General features: G+C 66.8%; 10 protein-coding genes. 1 reads left to right on the top strand and 9 read right to left on the bottom strand.

Annotated features, from left to right (window positions below):
- Nucleotides 1-268: 268 nt before the first annotated feature.
- From ACQR03_RS23815 to ACQR03_RS23790, 6 genes are all read right to left on the bottom strand, one after another.
- Nucleotides 269-1,315 (bottom strand): peptidase M29, encoded by a 1,047-nt coding sequence (locus tag ACQR03_RS23815; protein WP_434841943.1) that lies wholly within the window; start codon nucleotides 1,313-1,315, stop codon nucleotides 269-271.
- A gap of 31 nt (nucleotides 1,316-1,346) precedes the next feature.
- Nucleotides 1,347-2,108 carry an ABC transporter permease gene (locus ACQR03_RS23810; protein WP_315752008.1) on the bottom strand — a complete coding sequence of 254 codons (762 nt, stop codon included), beginning with the start codon at nucleotides 2,106-2,108 and terminating at the stop codon, nucleotides 1,347-1,349.
- Nucleotides 2,105-2,881, bottom strand: a complete 777-nt coding sequence (locus tag ACQR03_RS23805) for an ABC transporter permease (protein WP_315715605.1) — start codon at nucleotides 2,879-2,881, stop codon at nucleotides 2,105-2,107. The genes ACQR03_RS23810 and ACQR03_RS23805 overlap by 4 nt, the downstream gene beginning before the upstream one ends.
- Entirely contained in the window at nucleotides 2,878-3,723 is an 846-nt protein-coding gene (locus ACQR03_RS23800) for an ABC transporter ATP-binding protein (protein WP_315715604.1), read from the bottom strand. Before ACQR03_RS23800 ends, ACQR03_RS23805 begins: the two co-directional genes overlap by 4 nt.
- 105 nt (nucleotides 3,724-3,828) lie before the next feature.
- Nucleotides 3,829-5,535, bottom strand: a complete 1,707-nt coding sequence (ilvD, locus tag ACQR03_RS23795; protein WP_316164296.1) for a dihydroxy-acid dehydratase — start codon at nucleotides 5,533-5,535, stop codon at nucleotides 3,829-3,831.
- Nucleotides 5,536-5,558: 23 nt separating this feature from the next.
- A complete protein-coding gene (locus tag ACQR03_RS23790; RefSeq protein ID WP_316170664.1) occupies nucleotides 5,559-6,536 on the bottom strand; it encodes an ABC transporter substrate-binding protein in 978 nt (325 codons plus the stop codon).
- 287 nt (nucleotides 6,537-6,823) lie between these two features.
- Here ACQR03_RS23790 and ACQR03_RS23785 point away from each other — a divergent pair, with 287 nt between their 5' ends.
- Nucleotides 6,824-7,174 (top strand): RidA family protein, encoded by a 351-nt coding sequence (locus tag ACQR03_RS23785; RefSeq protein WP_315715601.1) that lies wholly within the window; start codon nucleotides 6,824-6,826, stop codon nucleotides 7,172-7,174.
- 18 nt (nucleotides 7,175-7,192) lie between these two features.
- Here ACQR03_RS23785 and ACQR03_RS23780 read toward each other — a convergent pair whose 3' ends face one another.
- The 3 genes from ACQR03_RS23780 to ACQR03_RS23770 form a co-directional block, all read right to left on the bottom strand.
- Nucleotides 7,193-7,429 carry a hypothetical protein gene (locus tag ACQR03_RS23780; protein ID WP_316170665.1) on the bottom strand — a complete coding sequence of 79 codons (237 nt, stop codon included), beginning with the start codon at nucleotides 7,427-7,429 and terminating at the stop codon, nucleotides 7,193-7,195.
- Nucleotides 7,430-7,616: 187 nt separating this feature from the next.
- Nucleotides 7,617-8,993, bottom strand: coding sequence for a sigma-54-dependent transcriptional regulator (locus tag ACQR03_RS23775; protein WP_316202521.1), 1,377 nt, complete (start codon nucleotides 8,991-8,993; stop codon nucleotides 7,617-7,619).
- A gap of 12 nt (nucleotides 8,994-9,005) precedes the next feature.
- Complete coding sequence (locus ACQR03_RS23770; RefSeq protein WP_434841942.1) at nucleotides 9,006-10,808, bottom strand: sensor histidine kinase; 1,803 nt, start codon at nucleotides 10,806-10,808, stop codon at nucleotides 9,006-9,008.
- Between the last annotated feature and the right edge of the window lie 84 nt (nucleotides 10,809-10,892).

Raw genomic sequence — 10,892 nt, 5'->3', positions numbered from 1 at the left:
GGACGGTGCGCCCCCTCCCCCTTGCAAGGAGGGGTTGGGGGTGGGGGTCCACGAGTTGTGCTTGGAGTGACGAGCACAAGAGCCCTGCATCGATCAACCGATGGCGTGTTGCGGCCCCACGCGTCTCACAGTGGAGGTTTGGGTACGAGCAGTTGTGCCCACAACGAAGTTCAGCGTATGGGGACCCCCACCCCCGCCCCCTCCCCGCAAGGGGGAGGGGAGCGCACTACCGCCGCGGCGGCAGCTCGCCAGTAGAATGCGCAGGACTCTACCCGAACACATCCTGCAGCACGCCCTCCTTGATCACGGCCACACCGTCCAGCTCGATCGTGGTGCCCATCATCGGCAGGTCGAAATGACCCGCCGTGTAGCGGCCGGCAAATTCGTTGGCGCCGGTGGAGAACAGGAAGTTGCCGGGGACGGCGCGCAGCTCGGTGCCGTTGGTGTCGCGCTGGTCGTACATGGCCAGCGCCTCGTAGCGCGCGCCGGGGTTCATGCCCCAGCCGACATGCGACACGGCGTATGCCTCGCGGTCGCCCCAGGACGCGAGATAAGATCGCATCATCGCTGCGTCGGCGCCCTCGCCTGCCAGATCGGTCACGTAGTCGTCGCGCAGGGTCATCGTGACAGGCGAACTCAGATAACGCTTGAAGGTGAGGTTGATGTCTCCGGGCGCCATCACGATGGTGCCGTTGACCGATTTGCTCTTGGGGAAGCTGACGACGATGCCACCCGGCCAGTGCGCCAGGGTGCCCGGACGATCGGTCCAGCCCCAGACGCCGACGGTGGAGGCGCCCTCCATGATCACGTCGAGGTCGGTGCCGGCCTTCGACGTCACGCGCATCCGCTTGGTTCCGCGCAGCATCTTGGCGGCGGCGCGCACCCGCTTTTCGAGCGCCGAGTCCGGCACCATGCGCTCGAGCGCCTCGGGATGCTCGTTGGAGATCACCAGGATGCGCGCGCCGGCCTTCAGGATCTCCGGCGTCTCCACCGCATGCATCAGGCCTTCGATGGTACAGTCGACGACGAAGCCGGCCTGCTGAAGCGCTGAGACCACCGGCGCGAGCTTGCCGATCGCCTCCGACGCGCCGGTCGAACGGACGGGAACGGGATGCTTGTTGCGCGGGGTCGGCACCACGACATGGAACGGCCGCGCGCCCATCCGCAGCAACGCCAGCTCGGCGATGTGGACGTTCAGCGCCCGGGACTGCGTCTCCGACAGGATCGCAGCGGTGTCGCCCGCCTTCACGGCGCAGCGCTCGAAGATCTCACAGAATGCGTCGATCCATTTCGCCTCGATGCGATCCGCCAGCATGGTCGTTCTCCCGATTGTCGTTGTGTTGTTATCAGACCGAGGGGAAGCCGCGCAGCAGATAAGCGCGCAGGCCTTGCAGCAGGGCGTTGAGAATGAGGCCCAGCAGCGAGATCGTGATCAGCGGCACGAACATGTCGACGGCCTGGAAGGTGCGCGCGGCGGTCACCAGCACGTGACCGAGCCCGTCGGTCGAGGTGATCATCTCGGCCAGGAACACGACGATGCAGGAGATCACGAGGCCGATGCGGCAACCGGTCAGGATCGAGGGCATCGCGGCCGGCAGCACCACCTTCCACAGGACGTCGCGCGGCGGCGTCCCGGCGGCGAGCGCCGACCAGATCAGCTTCTGCTCGACCGTGGCGGCGCCGTAATAGCTCGACAGCAGGATCGGAAACAGCGCATCCGCCGCCACCAGCATGATCTTGGATTCGTGGCCGAAGCCGAGCAGCAGCAGGAAGGCCGGATAGAGCGCGACCTTCGGCAGCGGCGCCAGCACGCGCACGATCGGCTTGACGGCGGCGTTGACAGGCGGGCTCACCGCGGCGGCAATTCCCAGGGAAACACCGAGCACCACGGCGATCGCAAAGCCCGCGAACAGCCGGAACAGCGTCGCCACGATGTCCTGCTGGAAGGTGACGCTGGTGAGTTGCTGGCCCATGCGCTGGAACACCTGTCCCGGCGGCGGCAGCAGGGTCGGCGGCGCGTAGCCGAACGACACCAGCCCCTGCCACAGCAGCAGGACCAGCACGATCGGCGCGGCGCCCAGCAGGATGTCGTTGGAGGTGCGCGTCATGAGAAGCTCAGCGGCATGTCGAACTGCGGCTCGGACCAGCGCACCAGCCAGCGCCTGACGACCTCGAACGCCGCATCGAGGCAGATGCCCATGGCGCCGATGATGATGATCATCGCGAACACCGTGTCGTACTGGCCCATGTCGAGCGCGTTGAACAGGATGTTGCCGGCGCCGGACTGCCGCGCGATCATCTCGCTGGTGACCATCGTGATCAGCGCCAGCACCAGGCCGGTACGGCAGCCGGTCAGGATCTCCGGCAAGGCTGCGGGCAGGACGATGCGCAGCAGGCGCTCGCCGGCCGAGAGCCCCATCGCCGCGCCCGACCACAGCATCTTCTCCTCGACCGCCTTGGCGCCCTCGAAGCTGTGGTAGATCACCGGAAGGCTGACGCCGAGGAAGATCACCAGCGTCTTGGAGATGTCGCCGACGCCGAGCCACAGCATGATGATCGGCATCAGCGCCGCCTTCGGCACCGGGTAGATCAGCATCAGCAGCGGATTGAAGAAGGCGGCGGTCGACCGGCTGCGCCCCATCAGCAACCCGAGCGGAATCGAGAACGCAAGCGCGAGCGCGAAGCCGATCGCCATCCGCCGCAGCGAGGCCATGATGTTGATCAGGGATTCCTTGTCGGTGAGGATCGGCGGGATCGCGCGCAGCGATTCCAGCGCGGTCGGGAAGCTGTCGTTCTTGAGCCCGAGCGAGGCGAGCTGCCAAGCCAGCAGCAGGCCGCAGCAGGCCAGAATCGGCGCGAGCGGCTTCGACAGACCATTCATGACGGCAGCTCGTTGTCACCGGAATCGTCGAACATGCGCTCGATGTCGACGATGTATTTCTGATAGCGCGGGTCCAGCAGCAGTTCCTCGCGGCGGCGCGGCCGGGGCAGATCGATGTCGATCACCTCGCGGATTCGGCCGGGCGAGCGCGACATCATGACGACCTTGTCGGACAGGAACACGGCTTCCTCGACCGAGTGGGTCACGAACAGGACCGTCTTACGGTCGCGCTCCCAGATGTCGAGCAGGTCGTTCTGCAGCCGCGTGCGCGTATGCGCGTCGAGCGCGCCGAACGGCTCGTCCATCAGCAGCACCTCCGGCCCGTAGGCCAGCGTGCGGGCCAGCGCGACGCGCTGCTTCATGCCGCCGGAGAGCTCCTTGGGATAGAATTTCTCGAAGCCGGTAAGTCCGACCATGGCGAGCAAAGTCCGCGCGAGCGCCTCGGCCTTCGCCGGCTTCTTGCCCTGCTGCAGCGGACCATACATGACGTTGCCGAGCACGCTCTTCCAGGGAAACAGCGCGAACTCCTGGAACACCGGGCCGCGATCGGTGCCGGGACCGGTGATCGGCTTGCCCTTCATTTTCGCGGTGCCGCTGGTCGGGCTGACGAAGCCACCGACGATGTAGAGCAAGGTCGACTTGCCGCAGCCGGAGGGACCGAGGATCGAGACGAAGGCGCCCTCGCCGACCGTCAGCGAAATGTCCGACAGCGCGGTGTGGTCGCGGCGCGACGAGGTCTTGAACACCTGCGACACGTGATCGATCTCGATGATCGGCGTGGCCGCGCGACGGCCGAGCGGAGTGCCCGCGAGCTGGCCGGGGCGGATCGGGGTCACGTCCATGTCGGCTTCTCTTTCCGATGCAGCACGCTCAAACGCTCCGTGAAATCAGGCAAGACAGACTGCCGCAGATTAGCAAGAAACCTGCCAATCGTCGCCACGCGCGGATCATTCCCGGTCCTGATCGAACCAGGGCCATTCGGCCGGCCCTTCGTGAGTCACGGCGCCGAGCGGTGCCTGCCCAACGAGTTTCGCGTATTTCGCCAGTGCCCCTGCCCTGTGCCGCGGCGGCCGCTGCGACCACGCGCTGCGACGCACCGCGAGCTCGGACTCATCGAGCAGCACGTCGAGCGTGCGCGCCTTCGCATCGATGCGGATCGGATCGCCGTCTTGCACCAGCGCCAGCGGACCGCCGACGAAGGCTTCCGGCGAGACATAGCCGATGCACATGCCGCGGGTGGCGCCGGAGAAGCGGCCGTCGGTGATCAGCGCGACCTTCTCGCCCATGCCCTGGCCATAGATCAGCGCCGTGACGCCGAGCATCTCGCGCATCCCAGGACCGCCGACCGGACCCTCGTTGCGGATGATCAGCACCTCGCCGGCCTGATAGTTGCGTGCGCGCACCGCGGCGACGCAGGCCTCCTCGTCCTCGAACACCCGCGCGCGGCCCTCGAACACCAGGTTCTTGAGGCCGGCAACCTTGATGACGGCGCCGTCGGGCGCGAGGTTGCCCTTGAGGACAGCGACGCCGCCATCCGCCATGATCGGCCTGGCCGGGCTGAACACGATCTCGCCGTCCGGCGCATTGGCCGCGCCATATTCCTCGGCCAGCGTGCGGCCGGTGACCGTGATGCAGGAGCCGTCGATGTGGCCGCTCTCGATCAGCGCGCGGATCACAACGGCGGCGCCGCCGATGTCGTAGACGTCCTTCGCCGTGTACTTGCCGCCCGGCCTGAGATTGCCGATCAGCGGCGTGCTCGCGAAGACCTCGCCGACATCGTCGAGCGTGAAACGGATGCCGGCCTCATTGGCGATCGCCGGCAGATGCAGCGCGGCGTTGGTGGAGCCGCCGGTGGCCGCGACAATGGCCGCCCCGTTCTCCAGCGCCTTGCGGGTGACGATGTCGCGCGGCAGCGGCCCGCCGCGCGCGAGCATCTGCATGATCAGGCGTCCGGCCTGACGCGCGACGTGCGCTCGCTCGGCATAGACGCCGGGAATCATCGAGACGTTGGGCATCGACAGGCCCATCGCCTCCGACAGCATGCCCATGGTGTTGGCGGTGAACTGCCCGGCGCAGGCGCCGATCGTCGGGAGGCAGGTCCGCTCGATGCCTTCGAGCGTCCGTGCATCGATCTCGCCGGTCATGTAGCTGCCGACGGCCTCGTAAGAATCGAGCACCGTGAGCGTCCGGCCCTGGTAGTTGCCGGGCAGCGCGCTGCCGCCATAGATGAAGATCGACGGCACGTTGCAGCGGACCATGCCCATCATGACGCCGGGCAAGGTCTTGTCGCAGCCGCCGAAGCCGATCAGCGCGTCATAGGCGAGGCCATGGACGACGGCCTCGATGGAGTCGGCAATCAGCTCGCGCGAGAACAGAGAGAACTTCATTCCCTCGTGGTTCATGCTGATGCCGTCGGAGACCGAGACGGTGGCGAACTCGCGCGGCGTGCCGCCGGCCTCCGAGATGCCCGTCTTGGCCGCATCGACCTGGAAGTCGTGCGTCATGTTGCAGGGCGTCTGCTCGCCCTTCTGGCTGACGACGCCGATCATCGGCTTGGCGATGTCGGCATCATCCAGCCCCATCGCGCGCATGAAGGCGCGGTGCGGGGCGCGATCGAGCCCCTCCACCGTCACGCGCGATCGCAGCTTCCTCATCGACAAGGCTCCGCGCCGGCCGCCTACTGGATCGGCGCGACGATCGTCGGATGCTTGAACTGGGCGACGTCGAGCTTCGGCAGCATGCCGGTCTCGGCGTAGATGTCGAGCATCTTCTGGATCGCCGGGAAGTTCGGCGCGGCGACCGGATCGCGGCCGAAATCATTGTCCTTCAGCAGATAGGTGTCGATGACGGCAACCGGCGCCTTCATGACCTCCGACACCACCTTCAAGGTCTCGTCGCGATTGGCGAGCGCCTTCTTCATGCCCGTCGTGATGTCGCGGACATAGGCCTTCACCAGCTCCGGGTTCTTGTCGACGAAGTCGGCGCGGCAGGCCTCGAGGATGTGCACGATGTTCGGCATCGCCTCGGACAGCGAGAACAGCTTGCGGGTGCCGCCCTTGGCCTCGGCGCGCGCTGCAAAGGGTTGATTCATGTTGACGGCGTCGACGCGGCCCTGGCGCAGCGCATCCTCCGACACCGCGAAGCCGACCTCGACCAGCTTGATGTCCTTGGCGGGATCGAGCCCGGCCTGCTTCAGCAGCATGTTGAACGGCCCTTGCGTGCCGCCACCGATCACGGAAATGCCGACCGTCTTGCCCTTCAGGTCGGCGATGGTCTTGATCGGGGAATCGTCCTTGACCGCCCAGTAGACCGAGAAACCGCCCGGCTTCTCATAGACGTGCTGGGCGACGATGTAGGCCTTGAGGCCGCCGCCGACCACGCCGTTCGCCAGCGACAGCGGCGCCTGCGTGGCGCAGTCGAGCGCGCCGGCGGCCAGCGCCTGCGTCATCGGTGCCGTTCCCTGGAACTGGGTCCACTCGATGTTGTAGGTCTTGCCGAGATCCGGAAATTCGGTGGGCCGCTTCATCATCCAGTATTTGGATTCTTCCGCCGGGATGGTCCAGCCGACGCGGATCGTCTGCTGTGCGAATGTCGGCCCCGCGCTCGTCACCAAAGCCATCGCCGCGAGTGCCGCCAGCATCGATCGTTTCCGCATCACGCCCCTCCGCCATTCAAAAAGCAACCTCGCGGAGAATGTTTCATGTCTCAAATATCTGTGCAAGCGCGGAAAACGCCCGCCTTTGCCTGCCCCATGGGCAAGCCCGCCTTGCAGCGCGACAAGGGCGGATCATCGTGAAGTGCCGCGTTCCGTGTGCCGCGGCGCTGTCGACAACGCAAGGTCGCACGCCCCAAGGTGGCGAGAGTGGCCGTTCGGCCGACTGGCGTTGCCGCGTCGCACGCGCTAGGGAGAAGCCCCGAATTGACCTTTTGAGGAGTTCTTCGATGTCGATCCAGCGTTTCGAAATTGGCCCGCGCATGAGCCAGGTCGTCGTTCATGGCAATACCGTCTATCTCGCCGGCGTCGTCGCGCAGAAGACGGCCGGTGAAAGCGTTACCAAGCAGACCGAGGAGATTCTCTCGATCATCGACGGCCATCTCGCCAAGGCCGGCACCGACAAGTCGAAGCTGTTGTCGGCGACGATCTACCTCACCGACATCAAGACATTCGGCGAAATGAACGCCGTGTGGGACGGCTGGGTCTCGGCCGGCAACACCCCGGCTCGCGCCACCGTAGAGGCCGGGCTTGCCGCGCCGCAATACACCGTCGAGATCATGGTGATCGCGGCGAAGTAGGCGCTGGGTCGCCGCGCACTAGTCGGTGTCGCGGCGACCAGTGTTGCGATTGAGCGGATCACGCCGCTCGCGCCTGAGCCCTTCCGGAAGCACCGGCTCGGTGCCGGGCAACGGCTCGGCCCGCACGTCGGCGCCCCACTGCTCCTGCTGGTGGGGCGTCGTTTTGTCCTTGACCTGTTGCGGCTGCGGCAGACCGTCCTTGCTGACGGGGTCGTAGGCGCCGGAGCGCAGGTCGCGGGTGTCTCGGCCTGTCATGATCCTTCAACAAGCCTTCTCCAGCATTCGTTCCTGATCGCCGGCATGGAACAGATGCCTTCCTGCCGCCACAGGACGCCCCTGTCCGCGAGGAGCATAAGTCGCGCGTCGCAACATCAGATGAGCGCAGTGGTGGTCGGCGTCGACGCGATGATGATGCGGACGAGCGCTGGCGATGCAGCCACGGTCAGGACTGCGGCCGCAGCGGCGCGCCCTCGCGGATGCCATCGACCTTCACGGCGAGCCGCTTGATCTTGTCGTAAAGCGTCTGCTTCGGAATGCTCAGCAGCGCCGCGGTCGCCGGCACGTCGCCGAGCTTGCGGCGCAACGCATCCTCGATGATCGAGCGCTCGATGTTCTCCAACTGCCGTGGCAGCGACAGCTCCGAGGCTGCGGCGCCCGAGCGGTCGAGGACCTTGCGGTCGAGCACACCGAGCACGAAGCGGTCGGCGACGTTGCGCAACTCGCGCACGTTGCCCGGCCATGAGTAGCCGAGCAGCAGCGACATGGTCTGCTCGTTCACGATCGGCGCGTCGCGCTCGAACCGCTTGGCGGCCTCGAGGGTGAAGTGCTCGAACAGGATCGGGATATCCTCGCGGCGTTCGCGCAACGGAGGCAGCTCGATGAAGGCGACGCCGAGACGATAATACAGATCGGCACGGAACAGCTTCTGCTCGCTGAGCTCGAGCAGATTGGCCTTGCTGGCCGCCACCACGCGGCAGTCCACCGCCACGGGCTTGTTGGAGCCGACGCGCTCGACCGAGCGGTCCTGCAACGCCCGCAGCAGCTTCACCTGCACGCTGAGCGGCATGCTCTCGATTTCGTCGAGGAACAGCGTGCCGCCATGGGCATATTCGATCTTGCCGATCCGCTGCTTGGTCGCGCCGGTGAAGGCGCCGGCCTCGTGGCCGAACAATTCGCTCTCAACCAGTGATTCCGGCAGGCCGCCGCAATTCACCGCGACATAGTTGCCGCCGCGCCGGGCGCTGTGAGCGTGCAGGCAACGGGCGACGACGTCCTTGCCGGTGCCGGTCTCGCCATAGATCGTCACGTCGACATTGGTCGAGGCCAGATTGGCGACGAGGCGGCGCACCTCCTGGATCTGCGGCGAGCGCCCGAGCAGGCTCGCCTCGATGCCCTGGCGGTCGGCGAGCGCCGAGCGCAAGGTGCGGACTTCGAGCGTCAGGCGACGCTTGTCGAGGGCGCGGCGTACGACGGAGACGAGCTGCTCCGACGAGCACGGCTTCTCGATGAAGTCATAGGCGCCGTTGCGCATCGCTTCCACGGCCATCGAGATGTCGCCATGACCGGTGACCAGGATGACCGGCAGGTCCGGATCGAGCCGGTGCAGCTCGGACAGCCACTCGGTGCCGCTCTTGCCGCGCAGCCGCACGTCGGAGACCACCACGAACGGCATGTCGGCGCGAACGATCGCGCCCGCGGCTTCGGCGGAGGCGAACGGCGTGACCGGGAGCCCGGCGAGCTGCAGCGCCTGGACGGCGCCGATGCGGACATCCTCGTCGTCCTCGACATAGATCACGCCGACCGGTTGCTCAGGAGTCATGTGGGAACCTCTTCAATCGGCAAGCGGCAACAGCACGATGAACTCGGCGCCGGACGGCTCAAGATTGCGCGCCCGCAGCTCGCCGCCGAACGACCGCGCGATGTGATTGGCGATGACGAGCCCAAGTCCGAGACCCTTGCCAGCCGGCTTGGTCGTGACGAAGGGCTCGAACAGGCGCGGCAGGACATCGGCGGCGATCGCCGGGCCGCTGTTGGCGATGGCGATGCGGCACTGCCCCTCCTCACGCACGGCGCGGATGTGGATGGACTTCCGCGCGGCGCCCTCGACGGCATCGAGCGCGTTGGCGATGATGTTGCAGAGCAGTTGCTCGAGCCGGATCTGATCGGCCCTGACACGAAGCTCGGGCGCGAGATCGATGGTGACGTCGACATGGCCGTCCTTCACCCGCGCGCCGAGGATCTTGAACGTCTCGGACAGGGCCTGCTCGACCGCGACGGCATCGAGCGGCGCGTTCGATTTGTAGGCGAAAACGCGCAACTGACCGGTCAGGCGCGCGAGACGGCGGACCATCTCGCCGATGCGGATGAGATTGCCGCGGGCCTCCCCAATCATGCCGCGATCGACGAATTGCACGGCATTGTCGGAAGCAGTCTGCAGCGCCGCCAAGGGCTGGTTGATCTCGTGCACCATGCCGGCCGACATCTGGCCGAGCACGGCAAGCTTGCCGGCATGGACGAGCTCGTCCTGCGCGGCGCGCAATTCGGCGGTGCGCTCCTGCACCCGCATTTCGAGCCGATCATTGGCGGCCTGCAGCGCGGCCTGGCTCGCCAGCCGCTGCCGGATCTCGCGGCGTCGCTGCGCCAGCAGGCCGAGCGCCAGCAGCGCCACGATGCTGGCGAGACCCGAGAGCGTGCCGATGATCAAGGCCGTCCGCCGGATCGGCGTCTCGTCGTCGAGCAGCAGCAGCTGCCATTGCCGCCCGTTGAGCGGACGCTCGTCGACGCTGTAGACCGCGCCGCGCTCGGTCGCGACCTGGCCGCCGCGATCGGTCCTCTCCATGAAGGTCCAGCCGAGCGGCGCGAGGCTGGAGCTGCCATAGGGCTTCGACGTCGCGATTTCCTCGAGCGCATCCACCGAGAGCGGCGTCAACGGGCGGAATCGCCATTCCTCGCGCGAGGCGAGAATGGTGACGCCGCGGGCGTCGACCAGAAGCATGTCGGCGCCGCGGTTGCGCCATTCGCGCTCGAAGGCATCGAGATTGACCTTGACGACGGCGACGCCGATCGTCCGTCCCTGTTGCTTGACGGCATAGGACAGGTAATAGCCGGCGCGCGCGCTGGTGATGCCGATGCCGAAGAACGCGCCGCGGCCGGTCGCCAGCGCCTGGCGCATATAGGGCCGGTAGGACAGGTTGCTGCCGACCGGCGTTCCCGGCTGATCGAAGTCGGCGGCGGCGATCGCATCACCGGCGACGGTGAGGACATAGAGGTTGTCGGCGCCGGCCAGCAGATTGATCGACTTCAGATGCAGGCTGACGCTCTGCTGCAGCGCGCGATCGTCCGGCGTGCCGAGCAGCCGGAAGACATCGGGCGAGGTCTCCAGCAGCGAGGGCAGATATTCGAAGCGCGAGAGGTAGCCGTCGAGCTGCGCGGCCTCGACCGCCAGCCGCTGCTGGGCCGCGGCGTGCCGCTGATCGAGCCCGCGGGAAAAGGCAATGGCATAGCCGAGCCATGCCGCGACGCCGACCAGCGCAGCCGCCATCACTCCGCGAACGACCAAGCCCGCGCGCCTGCGGACCACCGCGGTGACGTCGGGATGTCCCTCGAGGCCGATCCGGAATGGAAGGTCCGTCATTCCCTTTTCCAGGCCCATCATGTCCAGGCCCATCACGCCCCGGACCCATGTACCGGGCCGGGCCTGCCGTATCCGTAATTGTGC

Origin of the sequence: Bradyrhizobium sp. HKCCYLS3070, from assembly GCF_051167575.1 — a bacterium.
Lineage (GTDB): Bacteria > Pseudomonadota > Alphaproteobacteria > Rhizobiales > Xanthobacteraceae > Bradyrhizobium.
Note: the sequence above shows the minus strand (reverse complement) of the source record. Positions and strands in the feature narration are given on the sequence as shown.

Coding starts and splice junctions, on each gene's coding strand:
- ACQR03_RS23815 (WP_434841943.1), bottom strand. CDS start 1,315: ATGCTGGCGGATCGCATCGAGGCGAAATGGATCGACGCATTCTGTGAG.
- ACQR03_RS23810 (WP_315752008.1), bottom strand. CDS start 2,108: ATGACGCGCACCTCCAACGACATCCTGCTGGGCGCCGCGCCGATCGTG.
- ACQR03_RS23805 (WP_315715605.1), bottom strand. CDS start 2,881: ATGAATGGTCTGTCGAAGCCGCTCGCGCCGATTCTGGCCTGCTGCGGC.
- ACQR03_RS23800 (WP_315715604.1), bottom strand. CDS start 3,723: ATGGACGTGACCCCGATCCGCCCCGGCCAGCTCGCGGGCACTCCGCTC.
- ilvD (WP_316164296.1), bottom strand. CDS start 5,535: ATGAGGAAGCTGCGATCGCGCGTGACGGTGGAGGGGCTCGATCGCGCC.
- ACQR03_RS23790 (WP_316170664.1), bottom strand. CDS start 6,536: ATGCGGAAACGATCGATGCTGGCGGCACTCGCGGCGATGGCTTTGGTG.
- ACQR03_RS23785 (WP_315715601.1), top strand. CDS start 6,824: ATGTCGATCCAGCGTTTCGAAATTGGCCCGCGCATGAGCCAGGTCGTC.
- ACQR03_RS23780 (WP_316170665.1), bottom strand. CDS start 7,429: ATGACAGGCCGAGACACCCGCGACCTGCGCTCCGGCGCCTACGACCCC.
- ACQR03_RS23775 (WP_316202521.1), bottom strand. CDS start 8,993: ATGACTCCTGAGCAACCGGTCGGCGTGATCTATGTCGAGGACGACGAG.
- ACQR03_RS23770 (WP_434841942.1), bottom strand. CDS start 10,808: ATGACGGACCTTCCATTCCGGATCGGCCTCGAGGGACATCCCGACGTC.